The sequence below is a fragment of the Sphingomonas sp. genome (genome assembly GCF_965248875.1).
Lineage (GTDB): Bacteria > Pseudomonadota > Alphaproteobacteria > Sphingomonadales > Sphingomonadaceae > Sphingomonas.
In genome coordinates, this window is record NZ_CBDFKR010000011.1 from 1,796,043 (window position 1) to 1,816,548 (window position 20,506).

Genomic DNA, 20,506 nt, shown 5'->3' on the forward strand with positions numbered 1-20,506 from the left:
CGCAGCGCGCCCCTCCGGCGACGCGGCTTTACCGCGGCGGGCCCCAGAAGCGGGATCCTCGCCTGCGTGAGGATGACGGAGGTGCGACGGTGATAATCGGACTGATCCTGGCCGCCGTGCAGGCCGCCGCCGCCGCTTCCTTACCTCCGCCACGCGCGCCGATGGCCGCCGTCCGCGTCGCGTTCGATCGCGACGGCGTCACCTCCGTCCGCGCCGACGGCTTTGCGGACCACGACACCGGGCGCAGCATCAGCGCCGACGATCCGGTGCGGGTCGCGTCGGTCTCGAAGCTGGTCGTCGCAATCGCCGTGCTGCGGCTGGTCGAGCAGCACCGGCTCGACCTCGACGCCGACGTCTCGACCGTGCTCGGCTGGCGGCTGCGCAACCCAGCCTTTCCCGACGCGCCGATCACGCTGAGGCTGCTGCTGTCGCACCGGTCCAGCCTGACCGACACGGTCGATTACGTCCTGCCGCTCGACGCCGACATGCGGAGCGTGCTCGCCGAGCCCCGCGCCTGGGACGCGGCGCACGCGCCGGGGACGTGGTTCCACTATACCAACTTCAACTTCCCGGTCGTCGCCGCGGTGATGGAGCGGGTGACGGGGGAGCGCTTCGACCGGCTGATGGCGCGGCTCGTGCTCCGGCCGCTGCGGCTCGACGCCTGCTACCAATGGGCGAGCTGTTCGCCCGCGGCCCGCGCTCGCGCGGTCGTGCAATATCGTGAAGGTGTCGCGACCAAGGACACGCCGGCAATGATCGCCGCGTGTCCGGTGACGCCGGCACGCGACGGAACCTGCGACCTCGCGCAGTGGCGGGCGGGCGCCAATGGCGCGATCTTCGCGCCGCAGGGAGGCTTGCGCATCTCGGCGCGGGGGCTTGCCACCATCGGGCGGCTGCTGCTCGGACGCGGAACGGCTGACGGGGTCCGGCTGCTCCGCCCCGCGACCTTCGTCCTGCTCGAACGGCCGCTCTGGATCGCAGCCCCCGGCAACGGGGAAAGCGAAGACGGCTTCTACTGCCGCTACGGGCTGGCGGTGGCTTACCTGGCCACGCCGGGATGTCAGGACGATCCGTTCGGCGACGGCAGGCAGCGGCTCGGCCATGCCGGTGAGGCCTATGGCCTGCGCTCCGGCCTGTGGATCGACCCGGCACGCGGCACGGGGGTCGCCTATTTCGCGACCGACGTTGCGGGCGAGACTGGATTTACCGCAACGGAGCAAGCGCTGGCGCACGACACGCGGCCCTAGTCGCTCATTCCGGTCAGCGCCGCGCGGCAGGCGGCGACAAAGGCGTCCACACCCGCTGCGACCGCGGCGGCCGACACCGCCTCGCCCGTTTCGATCCGCCGCAACAACGCGCCCAATTCCTCTGCCCCGAACGGTCCGGCCGCCCCGCGCAGCGAATGCGCCTCCTGCTTCGCCCGCGCGACATCGCCCGCCGCCAGCGCTTCCTGCAGCACCGCGCCAGACCGCTCCCCCGCCGCGACGCCCATGCGCAACAGCGTGTCGCGCTGGTCGCGGCCGAGCAGCGTCTCGATCATCGGGAGAGCGCCAAGGATCATCGCAACCGCGCAAACATGCCGCGATCGCGATGGCAAGTCCGGCCGGACTTAACGGCTCGTTTACCTTGTTCGTCGATGACCGGACAGCTTTTGCCGCCGGATTTCCGACCGATGTTCTTCCGCCTGCGCCATTCTCGCCTGCACGACGCCGCTGTGGTCGCGCTGACCGCCGGTCTGTTCGCGCTGCTCGCCTGTCTCGGCCTGGCGCTGGCCCTCGACCCCAGCCGCATCGCGCCGGTGTGGCTTCCCAATGCGATCCTGCTCGGCATGCTGCTGCGCAGCCCGTCCGGCCGGTGGCCGTGGCTGCTGGGCGCCTGCTGTCTGGCCAATCTGGGCGTCAACGCCGCGCACGACGTGCCGCTAGCGCGCGGGCTGGCCTTCGCGCTGCTCAATCAGATCGAGGTCGGCGTCGCGCTGGCGCTGCTCCACCGTCATGCGCGGCCGATCGACCTTACCGAGCTGCGCGATCTCGGCCGCTTCACCCTGATCGCCGGCGTCATCGCGCCCGTGGTGTCGGCGCTGATCGCCGCAGTGCTGCTGGGACAACAGCCAGGCGAGAACGTTACGGGCGATATGTTTCCGTGGATCGCGACCAGCGCGCTCGGCCTGCTCAGCGGCGCTCCGCTGGTGCTCGCCCTGATCGACGCGACGCGGCCACCCGCCCACCGCGCGCCGTGGCGGTGGGCACGCTTTGCGGAGGCGGCGGGCATCATCGCGCTGGGCTATGCAATCGCGACCGCAATCTTCGTGCAGACCAGCTTTCCACTGCTCTTCTGCATCGGTCCCGTACTGGTCCTCACTGCGGTCCGGCTCGGCACACGCTGCACCGCACTCCTGATCGCCGGGATCGTCGCGATCGGGACGGCCGCCACGGCGGTCGGCCGCGGCCCAGTCATGTTGGGGACCGCCGACATCCATAACAAGCTGCTCATCCTGCAGCTCTTCTTCTTCACCTGCTTCGCCACCGGCCTACCCGTCAGCGCGCTTATCGCCGGTCTCGGGCGCGCGCGCGCGGAGCTGAAGCGGCGGCGCGACTTCGGCCAGGCGATGCTGGAGAACATGCAGGAGGTGATTTTTCGCACCGACGCCGAAGGCTATTGGACCTTCCTCAACCCGGCGTGGCAGCGGCTGACGGGCTTCACCCCGGCGCAGAGCATCGGCTGGCATGCCTCCAAACTCGTCCATCCCGACGACCTGACCCGCGTCGCGGCGCTGATCGCCGGCTTGCGCTCCGGGTTGATGCCGGACGCGCAGCTCAATGTCCGCCTCCCGCTCGCCGACGGTGATTGCCGCCATCTGGAGGTCAGCGCCCGCGCCGTGCTGACGCACGATGGCTGCTATGACGGTGCGATCGGCAGCATCCGCGACGTGACCGATCGGGTTCGCGCCGACCTGGCGCTGCGCGAAAGCGAAAAGCGGTTCCAGGCACTTGCGGACCACGCGCCGGTAGGGCTGTTCCGGATGGATGAGCGCGCGCGCGTCACCTATGTGAACAGTCATTTCCTGACGCTGACCGGACTGACGGCGTTTGGCGCGCTGGGCCATGGCTGGGTCGACGCACTGTTGCCCGATGAGCGCGCCCGCGTCGTCGCCGACTTCGTCGCCAACGGCAATAATCCGATACCCGGCAGCCAGGATCTCGGCTTCTGTCAGCCCGACGGCAGCGTCCGCTGGCTCCATACCAGCGGTGCGCCCATCCTCGGCGACGACGGCGGCGTGACCGGCTATATCGGCATCAACATCGATATCACCGAACGCAAGCTGGCCGAACAGCGGCTGGCCCACAGCGAGGCGCAGCTGAAGCTGCTCGCGACCAACGCGACCGACGCGGTGTTCCGGCTCGGACTGGACGGCATCTGCCGCTATGCCAGCCCGTCGGTGGGCGAGGTGATCGGGATCAATCCGCGCGCGCTGGTCGGGTTCAACATGATCGACCGCTTCCACCCCGACGACGACGCGCAGGTGCGCAGCGCCTGGGCGAAGCTGGCGGCGGGCGAGATGGACCGCATCGTCATGACCTATCGGTCGCAACCGATGGACCGGCCCTATACCTGGCGGTGGCTGGAGGCGAACTGCGGACTGGTCCGCGACGCGAACGGCGATGGCGCGGGCGCGCCGCAGGAGGTGATCGTCTCGATCCGCGACATCACGGACCGCAAGGCGATGGAGATAGACCTGGCGGCGGCGCGCGACCAGGCGCAGGTCGCGGCGCAGGCCAAGACCGACTTCCTCGCCAATATGAGCCACGAGATCAGGACGCCGATGAATGGGGTGATCGGTTTCACCGAACTGCTGCTGGGCAGCGAGGTGACGGCCGAACAGCGCCGCCACCTGCGCATGATCGCCGAGTCCGGACGCGCGATGATGCGGCTGCTCAACGACATCCTCGATCTGTCGAAGATCGACGCGGGGCACATGAAGGTTGCAGCCGAGCCGATGGACCTGCCGCACGCGGTGCGCGGCTGCCTGCAGCTGATGGTGCCGCTGGCGACGCGCAAGGGACTGGAGCTGGACTGGTATCTGGAGGACATGGTGCCGGCGCAGGTGCTTGGCGACGATCTGCGCTTCCGTCAGATCCTGCTCAACCTGCTCGGCAATGCGGTGAAGTTCACCGCGCAGGGGTCGGTCGGCGTCTATTTGCGGATGACCGACGCTGGGCGGCTGGAGGTGGAGGTGCGCGACACCGGCATCGGTATCGCGCCCGAGCGGCTGGGGCGCATCTTCGAACAGTTCGTCCAGGCCGACGTGTCGATCGCGCGGCAATATGGCGGCACCGGGCTGGGGCTGGCGATCAGCGCCAAGCTGGCGCGGCTGCTCGGGGGCGAGTTGCGGGTCGAGAGCGAGCCGGGGGCCGGCACCAGCTTCTTCCTGTGCCTGGCGCTGACGCCGGTATCGACTGAGCTGGATGCGCCTGCCGCCGCCACGGCGGCTGCGGAAACGGGGACCGGCGGGTTGGGGCTGCGCGTGCTGCTCGCGGAGGATCACGAGATCAACCAGATGCTGACCGGTGCAATGCTCGCGCGGCTCGGCTGCCGCGCCACCATCGCCGCCGACGGCGCAGAGGCGGTGGCGGCGGTACGCGCCGCGGGCGACGATCCGTTCGCGCTGGTGCTGATGGACATGCAGATGCCCAACATCGACGGACTGGCGGCGACCCGGCTGATCCGCGAGGCGGGATTCGGCGCCGACGACCTGCCGATCGTGGCGCTTACCGCGAATGCGTTTGGCGACGACGTCGAGGCGTGCCTGAAGGCCGGGATGCAGGGGCATCTGGCGAAGCCGCTGCAACTGGCGCAGCTGGCCGACACGCTGCGGGAATGGACGCGGGGCCCGGTGGCCGCAGCCGCCTGATTATCGCGTCCCGGACGGCGGCAGCTACGCCGCCTCGTCCTCAGGCTCCAGCGCGCGCAGCACCAATACCGCCTGGGTGCGGTTGGCGACGCCCAGCTTGCGGAAGATCGCCGCCAGGTGCGACTTTACCGTCGGCTCGGCGAGCTGCAGGTCATAGGCGATCTGCTTGTTCTGGCGGCCGTCGGCGATCGCGCGCAGCACGCGCAGCTGCGCCACCGACAGCGTACCCACCCGCGCCGCAATGTCGTTGGCGGCGGCGCTCGGCGGCGCGGCGAGCAGCTGGTCGGGCAGCCACTGACCGCCCGCCAGCAGCACGCGGATCGCCGCGATCATCTGATTGAGCGGCGACGCCTTGGACAGATAGCCGCGCGCGCCGAGCGCGATCGCCTGGCGGATCACCGCCTCCTCGTCGCGCGACGACACGATCGCGACCGGCCTGCCCGGCGCCACTGCGCGCATCAACGCCAGTCCGGCAAATCCCTGGACGTCCGGCAGCACCAGATCGAGCAGGATCAGGTCTGGCGGCGTCGCCCGGACATGCGCCTCCGCCTCCGCCAGCGTGCCCGCCTTGTCGATCAGGATCGCCGGGTCGATCGCATGCGCTGCCATCGAGAGCGCGGTGACGATCAGCGGGTGATCGTCGGCGATCAGAATACGCTTCAACATCGCCCCCCTTACGCCCCCACCAGTCCAAAGTTGCTCCGAATCGGAAAAATACGACGTGCCCCGGCCCGGCATCGGACGGCTGTTTTCACCCCGCCGGCGACCCTATCGCCCCAAAGGATGATGGCGAAGCGCAAGCCCCATCGTCCTTTGGGATGAGGCCGCCGACCCCGCAGCAAGTCGTTAACCTCGCCGGGGCTTGAGCCTGCCCATGCCCACGTCGTCTCGCCCTTTCCTGACCCATGCCCGCCGCACGGCGCCGTGGTTCGCGCCGACGCTGGCGCTGATCGGCTTGTCTTCGCCTGCGCACGCGACGGGAGTCAAGGCGGGCACCATGATCCGCAACACGGCTACCGCCAGCTTCGACAACGGCAGCGGCACCGCTGTCACCATCACCTCCAACACCGTCGAGTTCCGCGTCGACGAGGTGATCGACGTCGCCGTCGCCGCGCGCGATGCGGGTGACGCGGCGGCGCAGGCGGGGGCGACCGGCCAGGTGCGGACCTTCACCGTCACCAACGCGGGCAACGGCCCGGAGGCCTTCCGCCTGACCGGCGCTGGCACCGTCAGCGGCAACGGGTTCGATCCGGCGGTCACCGCGCTGGTGCTCGATAGCAACGGCGACGGCATCTACGAGCCGGGCGTCGACGCTGCGGTCGCCGCCGACGGCAGCATCTCCGCGCTGGAGCCCGATGCCGCCGTCACCGTCTTCGTCATCTCGACCATCCCCGCCAGTGCGCCCGACGGCGGCCGCGGCGCGGTGGCGCTGTCGGCGGTGTCGCTGACCGGCAGCGGCGCACCCGGCACGGTCTTCGCGGGCCAGGGCTCGGGCGGCGGCGATGCGATCATCGGCGCGACCCATGCGACTGCCGTCGGCCAGGGCGGCTTCACGATCCAGCGCGCGACGGTGTCTCTGGTCAAGTCGGCGACCGTGCTCGACCCCTTCGGCGGCACCCGCGCGATCCCCGGCAGCCTGGTCACCTATCGCATCGATGCCAGCGTCGCGGGGACGGGCAGCGCGACCGGACTGCACGTCACCGATACCTTCCCGGTTGGCACCAGCTACCGCCCCGGCACGCTGACGCTGGACGGCGCGGCGCTGACCGACGCCGCCGACGGCGACCCGGGCACGGCGTCGGCGACCGGGATCGACGCCGCGCTGGGCACCCAGGCTGCGGGCCAGAGCCATTCCGTTCGCTTCACCGTCATCGTCAACTGATACCCTTTCCCCCAGGAGCTCTGCCATGATTCGCTTCCTCATCACCGCCGCCCTGTTCTCGATCGCCGCCCCTGCGTTCGCCGCCGGGCAGGTCGCCCTGTCGAGCGACGTCAAGGTCGAGAAGACCCAGCTCGTCGACGGCCGCCAGCAGGTCGTCCTCGCGCCTGCCGCCCACGTCTTGCCGGGCGATCGGCTGGTACTGCGCACCACCTATCGCAACACCGGCGCCGCTGCCGCGACCCGCTTCGTCGTCACCAATCCGGTTCCCGCCGCCGTCGCCTGGACCGGCGACGGCTCGACCGGGGTCGAGGCGTCGATCGACGGTGGCCGCACCTTCGGCGCGCTCGCCGCGCTGCGCGTCCGCGGCGCGAACGGCATCGCCCGTCCCGCCATCCCGGCCGACGTGACCCATCTGCGCTGGACGCTCGCCTCCATCGCACCCGGCGGCGCCGGCCAGCTCTCCTACCGCGGCGTCGTACGCTGACGGCCTAGCTCACCCGCCCCCGGCGCGCGGGCGGCTCCCCAGCGCGCGCCATCCAAGGAGTAACGAACATGACCCGCCTCAGCCGCTGGCTGGGGACGGCGGGCGCCCTTGCGCTCGCCGGCCTCGCCACCCCCGCGCTCGCCGCCGGCACCCAAGCCGGCACGACGATCACCAACACCGTCACCGTCAATTATCAGGTCGGCGGCGTCGCCCAGAACGCGCAGACCGCGTCCGACACCTTTACCGTCGATCGCAAGATCAACGTCACGGTGGCGGAGGTCGGCAATGCCACAATAGTGGTGTCGCCGGGGCAGAGCCAAGCCGTGCTAACCTATTCGGTCACCAACCTGTCGAACGCGACGCTCGACTTCGCGTTGACGACGGCGCAGCAGACGGGCGGCGCCGGCGCACACAGCAACACCGACAATTTCGATACCACCAACGCCAAGATCTACGTTGACACCAACGGCAACGGCGTCTGGGACGCGGGCGACACGCTGGTCACCTATCTCGACGAGCTGGCGGCCGACGGAACGAAGACCGTGTTCGTGCTGAGCGACATCCCGCTCGGCCGTGCGACCAACGACGTCGCGGTGGTGACGCTGACGGCGACGGGCCGCGAAGGCGGCGGTGCGGGCGCGATGGGTGCGGCACTGGTCCAGACCGCGGGCGCGAACACCAGTGCGATGGACACCGTCTTCGCCGACGGCGCAGGCGCGACCGACGCGGCGCGCGATGCGGCGTTCTCCGCCAGGGACGACTATACGGTGTCGGCAGCGGCGCTGACCGTCACCAAGGTGTCGAAGATCATCAGCGATCCGGTCAACGGCACGACCAATCCGAAGATGATCCCCGGCGCGACCGTGGAATACTGCATCACCGTCGCGAACGCCGCGGGCGGCGCAGCGGCCAACAATGTCGCGCTGACCGACGTGCTGCCGACGACGACGACCTATCTGTCGAGCTTCGGCATCTTGATGAACGGCACGGTGACCGGCGCCGCGTGCAACGCCGACGGCGCGGCGGGCGGCACCTTTGCCAGCGGCGCGGTGAGCGGCACGCTTGCCTCGGTCGCGGCGGGAGCGGCGCGCACCATGCTGTTCCGCGTGACGATCAACTGAGCCCCCCGGCCGGCGGCGTCTGTCCCCTTTGGGCGCCGCCGGCCAATGTACCATGTCCCTTCTCCGGCTCGCGCTCTGCTGGCTCTTCCTCACCGTTCTGGTGAGTGCCGGCGTGCGTCCGGCGATCGCCGCGACCCGCGTCAGCAACATCGCGCAGGCGAGCTGGAGCGACGGCGGTGTCACCCGCAGTGTCTCGTCCAACCAGGTCGATCTCGACGTGACGGCGAGCAGCGTCGACGTGACGCTGCTGCGGATGGACCCCGGCTCCACCGACTTCCAGACGCTCGACGGCCGCTCCTGCGCCGCCGCCGCGGGCGCAATCAATGCCGTGGTCCGCGTCGGCGTGTCGTCCGCCACGACGCTGACCCAGGGCGACACGCTGGTCATCGAGGTCGACGCCCCCGCCGCCAACACCGACGTGGCGCGGGTCGACACGATCACCGCCACCGTCGTCGCGACGGTCAGCGGCGACCGCGAGACGCTGACCCTGCACGAGACTGGTGTAGACACCGGCCGTTTCGCCGCCGTGCTCGCCACCGCCGCCGTCCCCCCGGCCGCGACCGCGGGCGATTGTACGCTCGGGCTGCAGGACGGCGATCGCGTCACCGTCACCGTGGTCGGCGGCGACACCGGTACGCCGCTGGCGACGCAGACGATCGGCGTTCCCGTCGATCCGCGGGGCAAGGTGTTCGACAGCATCGACGGCGGTCCCGTCAGCGGCGCGCGCGTAACGCTGTTCGACGCCGACACCGGCCTGCCCGCGCAGGTGTTTGCGTCCGATCTGGTTACCGCTTACCCATCGAGCGTGGTCTCCGGTCAGGTAACGACCGATGCCGCCGGCACGATCTATCGCGCCGCGCCCGGCATGTACCAGTTCCCGCGGGTCCGCCCGGGGCGCTATCGTCTTCAGGTCGAGCCCCCCGCGCCCTATCATTTCGCCTCCACCGCCACCCCGGCGGCGCTGGCGACGCTGGCGCGCGGCAACGGCAAGCGACTCGCGATCGGCGACGGCTCCTATGGGCGGGTGTTCACCGTCGACGGGGTGGACAAGCTGCGGGTCGATATTCCGCTCGATACGCCTGCCACGCCCGTCGAGATCACAAAGACCGTCTCGCGCGCGGCGGCTGCGCCGGGTGATGTGATCCTGTACACGGTATCCGTGCGCAATCCGGATGCCACCCACGTCCGCCGCAGCCTGCAGCTGGTCGATACGCTGCCGGGCATGCTGCGCTTCCGGCCGGGCACCGTACGGATCGACGGGGCAGTGCCCGCCGCTGGACTGACGCTGGGCAGCGACGGCCGGTCGCTGGGCTACGCCCTCTCCCGCATCACGCCAGGTGCAACCGTCAAGATAACCTATGCGGTTCAGGTGCGCGGCGATGCCAGTACGGGCACGGCGATCAATCACGCGGTACTGACCGATCCATCCGGCAACCGCAGCCTGGCGAGCGCCGCGGTGCGGATCACCGCGGAGACGATCGCGGGCCGGATGACGTTGATCGGAAGAGTCGTGGAGGGCTGTGCTGCCGACGGGCACGGCATCGCCAATGTCCGCGTCACGCTGGAGGACGGCAGCTATGCCGTTACCGACCGCGACGGCCGCTATCATTTCGACGGGTTGTTACCGGGCGATCACGTCGCCCAGGCCGATCCGGCGACGCTGCCCGCGGGCGGACGACTGGTCGACTGCGCCCGCTCGACGCGATCGGCGGGCAACCCCGGCTCGCGTTTCGTGAGCGGTCGGGGCGGATCGCTGGTGATCGCCGACTTCACCGCCGACCTGTCGCAGCATGTTGCCGCGGCCGCCGACATCAATGCGACGCCAGCCGCGCCGTCCGATCGCGCTGCCGCGGGCGCCGAGCGCGACTGGTTCGCCGACGCGCCAACCGACGCGGCGGGAATGATTGCCTGGCTGTTCCCCGCGCCCGAGCACAACCCGCGCGCACCCGCGGTGCGGGTCGCGATCCGGCATCTGCCCGGTCAGCAGGTCGCGCTCGCCGCCAATGGTGCAGTGGTCGATCCGATCGCCTTTGACGGCAGCCGCACCAGCCCCGATCACCGTTTCGCCGTCAGCCTGTGGCGCGGTGTGCCGCTGACCGCGGCGCTCACCCGCTTCACCGCAACGGTTCGCAATGAAGACGGCTCGCTCGCCCGTGTGCTGACCCGCGACGTCCGCTTCGTCAGCGCCGCGGCGCGCGCGACCTACCTTCCCGCCCAGTCACGGCTGGTCGCCGATGGGTTGCAGCGCCCTCTCATCGCCGTGCGCTTCACCGATGCGGGCGGCCACCCGGTCCATGCCGGAAGCGTCGGCGACCTGCAGCTTGGCGCGCCCTATGAGACTGCCCAGGCGATCGATGCCGAGCAGGCGCGCGCGCTGTCCGGTCTGGAGCGGGCGAGCCCGACCTGGCATGTCACGGGTGACGACGGCGTCGCCTATATCGCGCTGGCGCCGACCACGGCGAGCGGGGCAGTGCAGATCGATTTCACCTTTCGCGACCACGATCAGGTCCGCCGCCAACGGCTCGACGCATGGCTGTCGCCCGGCGACCGGCCGTGGACCGTGGTCGGACTGGCTGAAGGCCGGCTCGGTCGCCACGTTGAGCCGAACCGGGATAGTTCGTCGATTGTGGACGGCCGGCTCGCGCTTTACGCCAAGGGCCGCATCCTCGGGCGGTGGCTGCTGACGCTCGCCTATGACAGCGCCCGGCGGCGACAGGACCAGCGACTGACCGGCGTGATCGATCCCAACACCTATTACACCGTCTATGGCGACCGGTCGGACCGACGCTACGACGCCGCATCGACGCGTAAACTCTACCTCAAGCTGGAAGCACGGCAGTTCTATGCCCTGTGGGGTGACTTCCAGACCGGTTTTGCCGACACCGAACTCACCCGCTACCAACGCGCTGGGACCGGCTTCAAGACCGAATATCGTGGCGCAACCGTCGCCGCGTCCGCGTTCGCGGCGCAGTTCCCGTCCACCCATCGGCGCGACGAGATCCAGGGCAGCGGTCTGTCGACAGGCTACCGGCTGCGCACCGGCCCGATCCTCGCCAATAGCGAACAGATCACCGTACAGGTTCGCGATCGGCTGCGATCGGAGCAGATCGTCGAGCAGCGATCGTTGACCCGCTTCGTCGACTACGACATTGATTACGACACCGGTGCGATCCGGTTCGCCGACCCGGTACTGAGCCGCGATCCCGCGCTCAACCCACAGTTCATCGTCGTCGACTACGAGGTCGATAGCGTTGCAGGCGATCGGGTCAGCGCCGGCGCGCGCGCGACCTGGACGCGCGGCGGTATCCGCCTCGGCGCGACCGTGGTTCGCGACGGCGACGGCTCCACCGACCTGGGCGGCGTCGACGCGCGGGTGAGGCTGGGCGAGAACAGCGAAATGCGCGCCGAGCTGGGCGGCAGCCGCGACGACGGCCATTTCGCCGCCGCGTGGGTGACGGAGTTCGAGCATCATGATGCCCGGCTCGACCTGCTCGCCTATGCGCGCCAGCTCGACGGTGCGTTTGGCGTCGCGCAGCAGAACGCCGCCGAGCGCGGGCGGCGAAAGGTCGGCGTCGATGCGCGGCTGCGGCTGTCGGAGCGGCTTTCGCTGTCGACGAGCCTGTGGACCGACGACGATCTGACCGGGCGGGCAAGCCGTCGCGCCGCCAAGGTCGAGGCGGGGTATCGCACGGAGCGCGCAGAATATCGCGCCGGGCTGACTTATGCCGCGGATCACACCGCCGCCGGCGGCACGAGTTCGATGCTGCTCGAAGCGGGCGCGACGCGGCGGCTGTTCGACAACAGGCTGGAGCTCGACGCCCGCACATCGGTGCCGCTCGGGAGCGCGGGCAGCGTCGATTTCGCGGCGCAGCATCGACTGGGTGTCCGGCTGCAGGTTTCATCCGACGTCGCGCTGACCGCCACCTATGAGATCGCGACGGGGGCCGCGGTCGACGCACGCACCGCCCGGCTCGGCTTCGACATCAAGCCGTGGGCGGGCGCGCGGCTGACCTCGGCAATCGCGACCCAAGAGGTGACGGAATATGGCCGCCGCACCTATGCCGCCTATGGACTGGCGCAGAGCTGGGCGGTGACGCCGCAGCTGTCCGTGGACGCGACGCTGGACGGCAACCATACGCTGCACGGGATCGACCCCGCCAGGGTCGTGAACCCGACACAGCCGGTTGCGGCGGGCGGCTATGTCGGCGACGGCGCGACCGTGACGGAGAACTTCACGGCGATGACGCTGGGCGCGACGCTGCGCGCCGGGCCGTGGGCGGTGACGGGGCGCGGCGAATACCGCATCGGCGCGCAGGCGGATCGCGCCGCGGCCACGCTGGGCGTGCTGCGCCAGCTGGGGGACGGGGCGACCGCGGGCCTGCTCGCCACCTGGACCCGCGCGACGGCGCCGACCGGCGGCATCGCCGAGTCGACGAACCTCGCCGGTTCGCTTGCGCTGCGGCCCGCAGGCGAAGGCGCGGTACTCGCCAAGATCGAATATGCCGGTGCCCGCGTCGACGGCGTGACCAACCGCCGCGCGCTCGCCAGCCTGTCGACCGACGTCCTGTCACGCACGCGGCAGGGGCGTGAACGGGCTGAGTTTGGGCTGTTCGTCGGACTGCGCTATGCCTTCGATCGCGTGGATGCCCTGAACGTAACGGGCTTCAGCACGATGATCGGCGCCGATGCGCGGATCGCGATCGGCGCGCATGTCGAGCTGGGCGGCGCGGTGACGGTTCGCGGCGATCTCGGCCGGGGCGTGTACAGCTATCAATACGGCCCCGCGATCGGCGTGCGGCCCGTGCGCGACATGCTGGTGACCGCCGGGTGGAACCTGCACGGTTTCGCCGATCGCGACTTCGCTGCAGCCCGGACGACACGGTCGGGGCCGTATGTGACGGCGAAGCTGAAGCTAGACCGCAACAGCTTCGCGTTCCTTGGACTGGGCCGTCGATGAAACGCCTGATCGCGCTTGCGCTGTCTCTCGTCCCCGCGTCGGCGTTTGCGGCATGCCCGGCGGCCAACAACTACAGCTTCGCCTTCGCCAATCAGGCGGCGGCGACGCTGGCCTATGGCGGCAGCTATAATTACACGGCCGCGACGAGCGGCGGCGCCTCCCGCGGTTTCACGATGGCGGTGGCGCAGAACGGCCTCACCTCGACACAGGTCAATACGACGCAGCTGCCCGCGATCGGCACGCTGATCACCGGTGCGGATGCGAGCAAGCGCGATCTTGTCTTGGGCGGCACGTTTGCCGGGCGCACGACGAGCATGACCAGCGGTGGGCGTGTCGTCACCGTCACCTTTACGTTTGCTCAGCCGATCCGCGATTTTGCGGCCACGCTCCACGACATCGACTTCTCGGCCAACCAGTATCGCGACTGGGTGGCGGTGACGGGCGCGAACGGCGGCACGACCTATACGCCGGTACTGAGCGCCAGTTGGGGCAACGGCAACGGTGCGGGCGTGCCTCGCACGGCGTCGGGGTCCAGCGTCACCTTCGGACCAGGGAGCGCGCCGATCACGCTCGCCGCGAACGAGGGGGTGGGGACCGGCGCGTCGGGCAACAATTCCGACGACGGCATCATCAGCGCCGCCTTTGCGCAGCCGGTCACCACCGTCACCATCGTTTACGGCAACGCGCCGTACACGTCGGGCGAAAGCACGACCGGTCAGCAGGCGATCGGCCTCGCCGGAATCAGCTTCTGCCCGATGCCCGACGTGACCGTCGCCAAGACTTCCGCGCCGATCGCAGGGACGTATGGCGCGTTCAACCTGCCGGGCAGCGACATCGCATATACGCTCACCGTCACCAACAACGGCGGCAGCCCGGTCGACGCGAGCAGCATCGTGCTGACCGACGTGCTGCCCGCGGCGGTGGAGTTTCGCAACACCACGCTCGACGCCAGCACCGGCGCGCCGTTCTCGATCGTGTCGGGGAGCAGCGGGGTGACGCTGACGAGCACCTCGCCCGCCTACTCCAGCGACGGCGGCGCGACATGGGCCTATGCGCCCGCCACCGGTTATGACAACCGGGTCAAGGCCGTGCGGATCACGCCGTCCGGCCAGATGGCGGCGAACTCCAGTTTCTCGATCAACTTCGTGGCGCGCGTAAAATAGCGCGGCGGCGGCGACGCTGGCGTCCTCGCGCGGAATGCGGCAGCATGCTCCTCAAAGAGGAGAGGATCGATGCGGCGCTGGACGATCGGGCGAGGCTGGGCGGCGCTGGCGCTGCTGGCGGCGGCGGGCGGATGCGGACGCGACGTGCCGCGCAACGCGGTCAGCGGCGTTGACGGCGCGATGCTGGCGGCGGCGGGGGACGGCCGCAACTGGGCCGCGGCCGGATACAATTATCTCGAACAGCGGTTCAGCCCGCTGACCCAGATCAACGCGGGCAATGTCGCGCAGCTCGGCCTCGCCTGGTCGGCCAACCTGCCCGATGCGCGCGGGCAGGAATCGACGCCGATCGTCATCGACGGCAAGCTGTTCGTGACCGGGCCGTGGTCGAAGGTGTTCGCCTATGACGCGGCGACGGGGCGGCCGCTGTGGCAGTACGACCCCGGCGTCGATCGCGCCAAGGGCGCCCAGGCATGCTGCGACGTCGTCAACCGCGGCGTCGCGGCGTGGCGCGGGCGGCTGTACCTCGGCACGCTCGACGGACGGCTGATCGCGTTGAATGCCGGAACGGGGGCGGTCGACTGGTCGGTGCAGACCACCGATACCAGCAAGCCGTATACCATCACCGGCGTGCCGCGCGTCGTGAAGGACATGGTGGTGATCGGGAATGGCGGCGCCGAGTTCGGGGTACGCGGCTATGTCACCGCCTATGACGCGGCGACGGGCGCGAAGAAGTGGCGCTTCTACACGGTGCCGAACCCCAACGGTTCGCCCGACGGCGAAGTCAGCGACCGGGTGCTCCACGACCGGGCCAACGCCAGCTGGTCCGCACAGGGTGGGCAGTGGCACCAGTCGGGCGGCGGCGGGACGGTGTGGGATGCAATCGTCTACGACCCCGAGTTGGACCAGCTGTACCTCGGCGTTGGCAACGGATCGCCCTGGAACCACGGGCTGCGCTCGAACGGCCAAGGCGACAATCTGTTCCTGTCGTCGATCGTCGCGCTGAAGCCCGAGACGGGCGAGTATCTGTGGCATTATCAGGAGACGCCGGGCGAGACGTGGGATTTCACCGCGACCCAGCCGATCGCACTGGCGACGATCCCGATCGGCGGCCGCCCGCGCAAGGTATTGATGCAGGCGCCGAAGAACGGCTTCTTCTTCGTGGTCGACCGGACCAACGGCCGGCTGATCAACGCGAGCAAGTTCATCGATCACGTGACCTGGGCGGACCATTACGGCGCGGACGGACGGCCGGTGGAGAACCCGGCGGCGCGCTTCTATCGCACCGGCCAGCCCTTCCTGGCGGTGCCGAGTGCGCTGGCGGCGCACAACTGGCAGCCGATGGCGTTCAGCCCGCAGACGGGCCTCGCCTATGTGCCGGCGCAGGAGGTGGCGATGGCGTATATCCCGCCGGCGCGGCCACAGGATGCGCAGGCGCATGCGATCGGCTTCAACGTCGGGACCGATACCGCGGACGGCATGTATCCGCGCAACGCGCAGCAGATCGCCGCGGCGACGGCAGGGGCGACTGGGTCGCTCGTCGCCTGGGATCCGGCGACCGGGCGGGCGCGGTGGAAGGTCAGCTATCCGACCCCGTGGAACGGCGGCACGATGGCGACCGCTGGCAATCTGGTGTTTCAGGGCACGTCGCTGGGTGAGTTCCGCGCCTATGCCGCCGATACCGGGCGGCAGCTGTTCAGCTATCCGACCCAGACCGGTGTGATGGCAGGCGCGGCGACCTATATGGTTGGGAATACGCAATATGTGGCGGTGATGACCGGGCGCGGCGGAGCGCTGCCGCTGGCGATCGGCTATGCGATTGGACGGGCGCGGACGGTGCCGAACATGCCGAGGCTGCTGGTGTTCAGGCTGGGCGGGACGGCGCATCTGCCCGCCGCCGCGCCGGTGGAGGTCGCGGCGCTCAACCCGCCGGCCGCGACGGCGGCGGCTGCTGACGTCGAGGCCGGGCGGCAGCTGTTCGGGCGTTATTGCCAGGTGTGTCACGGCGCCAGCGCGGGTGGCGCGGGCGTGCTGCCCGACCTGCAACGCTCCGGCGTGCTGGCCGACCAGGCGGTGTGGCGGCAAGTGCTGATCGACGGCATGCTAAAGGATCAGGGCATGGTGTCGTTCGCACGGGTGATGACGGCCGCCCAGGCGGAGCAGGTGCGGGCCTATGTGATCGACGAGGCGAACTGGGCGAAGACGCATCTGCCGGGGCCGATCGCCCCTGCGCCGTCAGCGCCGCGGATGCCGACGGGGGCGACGCAGTAGGATTACGCTCCGGCGCGCGGCAGCGGGAGCGTGCCCGTGAGGTAGGGGTCGACCGGCGGCTCGTCGGGGATCGCAAGATCGCGCACCGGACGCGCGGCGGCCTGCGCGATCCAGTCGTCGCCGAGCACCTTCCGCAGCGTCGTGTCGGTGCGGCTCGGGACCAGCCCATAGATCGGACCGCGGCGATAGCCGGGCTGCGCATCGCCGAACGCCCAGGCGAGGTTGCCGTACGTCGACGGGTCGCGACCGTCGAGGCTGAGCCGATCGTTGAGGTAGCACGCCGTTGCCCAGCCGGCTTCGGGCGAGGACGTCATCGCGATCAGCCGCTTCGACCAGTACATGCGCAGATTGTTGTGCATCCAGCCGTCGAGCAGATACTGCTTCTGGCAGGCGTTCCACAGCGCATCCGCGGTTTCGCCAAGAACCAGTGCGGTGAGCGTCTCCGCCTCCGGGCGCGCATCGGCGGCATGTTCGGCCAGCTCGCGCTGCGCCCAGGCCGGAACGCGATCGTAGCGCTCGGGCACCGGCAGCGACCGGGCGCGGTAATGGAACCATTCGCGCCAGGTGAGCAGCTCGTCGAGGAACTTGGCGCGGGTCGCCTGCGGAACGTCCGCCGCCTGCACCGCGGCGACGATCTCGCGCGGGCCGACGACGCCGAAATGGAGATAGGGCGACAATGTGCTCGCCCCCTCGGGCCGCCGCGCGTTGCGGCGCGCCTCGGCGTAGTCGGGCAGCACCTCCGTCTGAAGGCGTCGCAGGCGCAGCGCCACCTCGGCGCGGGTCGGCAGGAACATCGCCGACGGCGGCAGCGTGTGGTCGATCGCGCAGGCGTCGACCAAAGCATCGAGGTCCGCATCGGTCGCGTCGGCGAGCCGATCCGGTTCAAAGGGCAGCGGCCCGGCATAGGCGGGCTGCGCCGATCGTTCGTCGGTCCAGTCGTACCAGTCCTCGCGCACGGCGACGTGACGGCGGCGAAAGGCGGCGGTGGTCTTCACCCCCTGGTCCAGCGCGAGCGGCGGCACCACGCACGCGGCGTTGACCGCGAAGACGGCGGCGTCGGTGCGCGCCGCGAACCGCCCGGTCTGCCACTGCGCGACAAAGGCGGGCTGATCCTCGACGAACACGGCGGCGGCATCGGCCGCGAGCCGATAGACCAGGCCCTTCTCGCGCTTCGCCGCGCGGTCGACGAACTGGACACAGGCGAGGCCGCGCGCGGCGCAGTCGCGCTCCAGGTCGCGGCTGGCGCCGAGGATGAAGCGATGGAGGCGGTCGGAGGCGTAGGGGTAATCTTCGCGCAGGCCATGATAGACGAGGACAGGCAGACCGATCGCGTCCCCGAGGCGAATCGCGGCGTCGATCAGCGGATTGTCGGCGGCGCGCAACGCCTGTTGCAGCCAGCAGAGGATGTACCGCGCCGGTTCGCGCAACGCTCGATCGTCGAGGCGGCTGACGCGCGGCGCCTCGCGCCAGCCGGCAAGGACCGCCGGGAGCGTCATCCGCGGAAGTAGAGGGGAAGTAGAGGCATAGGCGTGTTATTCTTCGCGGAATGCCGGTCGCGCCCGGCCGCTGATCGAGAGGCATGCCTCGGACGTGCCATCGCCTTCCGACCCGGCCGACCCGGATGCAGGCGTGATGGAAAAGGGTCGATCCGACATCGCGCGCCGGATGCCACGACCGGGGGCATGTAGGACAGTCCGAAATCGCGCGGCCGTTGCGCGAGATTGCCGCAGCGGTCATGCGGGGCAATGGCTTCCTTTACCCCCCTGGATGCGATCGGCATGGCGGGCGTGGTCCTGATGCTGATCGCCTATGCGCTGACGGTGAGCGGGCGGATCGACCCGCTGCGGCCGGCGGCGCTGGTGTGCAACCTGATTGGCGCGGTGGCGGTGCTGGTGTCGCTGACGCGCGCGTTCAACTGGTCGTCGGCGGTGATCGAGAGCGCCTGGGCGGTGATCGCGGCGGCGGGGCTGGTGCGGTGGTGGTTGCGTAGCCGATAGCAGTCAGGCCCTTCTCGCTTTGCGGGAGCAGGTGGCGCGCAGCGCCGGATGAGGGGTGCGAGCCGCGGGCCCGCGTGGCCGCGTTGCGGCGACGCGCCTCACCCGTCCGGCCCTGCGGGCCTCCCTCCTCCTCCCACAAGGCAAGAGGGGTCAGGAGCCGCTCAGGTTCGTCAGGTAATCCATGATTGCCGGCGTCGCAGCGGCGTCGATCGGGGCGTGATACGCCTTTTGCATCTTCTCGACCTCAGCCTGCCACTGCTCGCGGGTCAGGTGCGGCTGGCCGAGGATCATTGCGGGCGAGTGGCAGGCGGTGCAGTTCGTCTGGACGGCGTCGAGGTGCTGTCCGGCAGGTAGCGCCCGGTCGTCGACGGGCAGGTCGGCCGCCACCGCAGTCAATGTAACCCCGCCAACGGTGACGCCGGGGGCTTCGGGCGCGGGGACGGCGCGCGGGGTGCTGCGGTCGCGCGGCTGGCCCAGGATCAGCAGCAGCGCGCCCGCTGCGGCGACCGCGCCGAAGCCGATTAGGCCGAAGGGAAGACCGTTACGCCGCGACAATGGGAGAGACCTCCACCTGGTTGCGCGCGTAACCGCTGGGGTTCCAGACGGACGCAAAGGGCTGCACCTCGCCGGCGGTGTTCCAGCAGCGGCTCATCAGGCGCTGCGGCCCCCGGGCGCCCGCGGGCACGTCGGCCTGCCACTGGCGGAAGGAGTAGCGGCCATGGTCGGGCCCGAGCTGCGCCGCTACCCAGCGGCGGCCGTCGGCGGACGCCTCGACCCGCGCGACGCCGTGCGCGCCGCCGAGCGCGAGCCCGCCGATGCCGAGCCGGGGTTCCCACGCGACGCGGTCGCCCGGCCCCACGCTGGTGACCCAGGATCGCGGCGGCATCCGGTTGATCGGCACGGTAGGAAAGTCCTTCGCCCCCGGCGCGACGGTGGCGTGGGGCGCGGTGGGCACGCGGTACGCCTTCGCCATCCAGAAATTGTCGTCGGCGCGGTCGAGCACCTCGATCGAGTCGAGCGCCTTCACCCAATAGGTCGAAAACCAGCCAGGTACGATCAGCCGCAGCGGAAAGCCGTTGAGGAGCGGCAGCTGCTCGCCATTCTGCTGAAAGGCGACCATCACCTCGCCGTCGCGCGCATGATCCAGATCGAGCGACTTCAGGAAATCGGGCGCACCCGCGACCAGCGGCCGGTCGAGCCCGCCGAAGCGGACCTGGACGGCGCCGGGCCGGACCCCGGCACGGTCGAGCAGGAGCCGCAGCGGCACACCCGTCCAACGCGCATTGCCCATCGCGCCATGCCCCCATTGCGCGCCGGGGACGCGCGGGCTGAACAGCGAGCGCGAATTGCCCGAACACTGGTTGACCGCGGCATATTCGATCCGCGGCATCCGCAGCAGCTCGGCGAGGCCGATCGCCTGCGGGCGCGCGACATGGCCGGTCAGGCGCAGCGCAAAGCGCGTGGGGTCGACCGCGGTCGGGATGTCCGCCCAATGCCAGCGGACGAAGAACTGGTCGTTCGGTGTGAACACGTCGCGGCCGAGCAGCGCGAGCGGGGTTTCGAGCAGCGGCGGGCGGGCGCGCAGCACGGTGAGACCGGGCTTGTCGGAGAAGCTGGGCATCCCCTGCCCCGCCGCGATCCCCGCCGCGCCGAGCGCACCGGTGGCGAGCAGCGCGCGGCGGGTATGAGCAAGAGCTAGCGGTTCCACCGGCTTATCGTAGC

The 20,506-nt window shown here is 70.2% G+C and carries 14 protein-coding genes; 9 read left to right on the forward strand and 5 right to left on the reverse strand.

The window, feature by feature from the left end:
• Nucleotides 1-89 precede the first annotated feature (89 nt).
• Complete coding sequence (locus ACP2AD_RS16005; RefSeq protein WP_425231030.1) at nt 90-1,247, forward strand: serine hydrolase domain-containing protein; 1,158 nt, start codon at nt 90-92, stop codon at nt 1,245-1,247.
• On the opposite strand, the gene ACP2AD_RS16010 is transcribed toward ACP2AD_RS16005, so the two are convergent.
• On the reverse strand, nt 1,244-1,561 hold the full coding sequence (locus tag ACP2AD_RS16010; protein ID WP_425231031.1) for an Hpt domain-containing protein: 318 nt from the start codon (nt 1,559-1,561) through the stop codon (nt 1,244-1,246). The genes ACP2AD_RS16005 and ACP2AD_RS16010 overlap by 4 nt on opposite strands.
• 75 nt (nt 1,562-1,636) lie before the next feature.
• On the opposite strand from ACP2AD_RS16010, the gene ACP2AD_RS16015 reads away from it, so the two are divergent.
• Nucleotides 1,637-4,912, forward strand: coding sequence for a PAS domain S-box protein (locus tag ACP2AD_RS16015; RefSeq protein ID WP_425231032.1), 3,276 nt, complete (start codon nt 1,637-1,639; stop codon nt 4,910-4,912).
• Between the two features lie 24 nt (nt 4,913-4,936).
• On the opposite strand, the gene ACP2AD_RS16020 is transcribed toward ACP2AD_RS16015, so the two are convergent.
• Nucleotides 4,937-5,578 carry a response regulator gene (locus tag ACP2AD_RS16020; RefSeq protein ID WP_425231033.1) on the reverse strand — a complete coding sequence of 214 codons (642 nt, stop codon included), beginning with the start codon at nt 5,576-5,578 and terminating at the stop codon, nt 4,937-4,939.
• A 208-nt stretch (nt 5,579-5,786) separates the two neighbouring features.
• Between ACP2AD_RS16020 and ACP2AD_RS16025 the strand changes: the two genes are divergently transcribed.
• The 6 genes from ACP2AD_RS16025 (at nt 5,787) to ACP2AD_RS16050 (ending at nt 16,787) form a co-directional block, all read left to right on the forward strand.
• Nucleotides 5,787-6,794, forward strand: a complete 1,008-nt coding sequence (locus tag ACP2AD_RS16025) for a hypothetical protein (protein ID WP_425231034.1) — start codon at nt 5,787-5,789, stop codon at nt 6,792-6,794.
• A gap of 25 nt (nt 6,795-6,819) precedes the next feature.
• On the forward strand, nt 6,820-7,278 hold the full coding sequence (locus ACP2AD_RS16030; protein WP_425231035.1) for a hypothetical protein: 459 nt from the start codon (nt 6,820-6,822) through the stop codon (nt 7,276-7,278).
• A gap of 68 nt (nt 7,279-7,346) precedes the next feature.
• Nucleotides 7,347-8,399: a hypothetical protein gene (locus tag ACP2AD_RS16035; protein ID WP_425231036.1), complete on the forward strand. Its 1,053-nt coding sequence runs from the start codon at nt 7,347-7,349 to the stop codon at nt 8,397-8,399.
• Between the two features lie 52 nt (nt 8,400-8,451).
• Nucleotides 8,452-13,356, forward strand: coding sequence for a hypothetical protein (locus ACP2AD_RS16040; protein ID WP_425231037.1), 4,905 nt, complete (start codon nt 8,452-8,454; stop codon nt 13,354-13,356).
• On the forward strand, nt 13,353-14,519 hold the full coding sequence (locus tag ACP2AD_RS16045; protein ID WP_425231038.1) for a hypothetical protein: 1,167 nt from the start codon (nt 13,353-13,355) through the stop codon (nt 14,517-14,519). Before ACP2AD_RS16040 ends, ACP2AD_RS16045 begins: the two co-directional genes overlap by 4 nt.
• 69 nt (nt 14,520-14,588) lie before the next feature.
• A complete protein-coding gene (locus ACP2AD_RS16050) occupies nt 14,589-16,787 on the forward strand; it encodes a PQQ-dependent dehydrogenase, methanol/ethanol family (protein WP_425231039.1) in 2,199 nt (732 codons plus the stop codon).
• 2 nt (nt 16,788-16,789) lie between these two features.
• On the opposite strand, the gene ACP2AD_RS16055 is transcribed toward ACP2AD_RS16050, so the two are convergent.
• Nucleotides 16,790-18,283 carry a deoxyribodipyrimidine photo-lyase gene (locus ACP2AD_RS16055; protein ID WP_425231040.1) on the reverse strand — a complete coding sequence of 498 codons (1,494 nt, stop codon included), beginning with the start codon at nt 18,281-18,283 and terminating at the stop codon, nt 16,790-16,792.
• A gap of 249 nt (nt 18,284-18,532) precedes the next feature.
• Here ACP2AD_RS16055 and ACP2AD_RS16060 point away from each other — a divergent pair, with 249 nt between their 5' ends.
• A complete protein-coding gene (locus ACP2AD_RS16060; protein ID WP_425231041.1) occupies nt 18,533-18,784 on the forward strand; it encodes a CBU_0592 family membrane protein in 252 nt (83 codons plus the stop codon).
• Between the two features lie 150 nt (nt 18,785-18,934).
• Here the strand turns inward: ACP2AD_RS16060 and ACP2AD_RS16065 are convergent, their stop codons facing one another.
• Nucleotides 18,935-19,339: a hypothetical protein gene (locus ACP2AD_RS16065; RefSeq protein WP_425231042.1), complete on the reverse strand. Its 405-nt coding sequence runs from the start codon at nt 19,337-19,339 to the stop codon at nt 18,935-18,937.
• On the reverse strand, nt 19,326-20,492 hold the full coding sequence (locus tag ACP2AD_RS16070; RefSeq protein WP_425231043.1) for a molybdopterin-dependent oxidoreductase: 1,167 nt from the start codon (nt 20,490-20,492) through the stop codon (nt 19,326-19,328). The genes ACP2AD_RS16065 and ACP2AD_RS16070 overlap by 14 nt, the downstream gene beginning before the upstream one ends.
• Between the last annotated feature and the right edge of the window lie 14 nt (nt 20,493-20,506).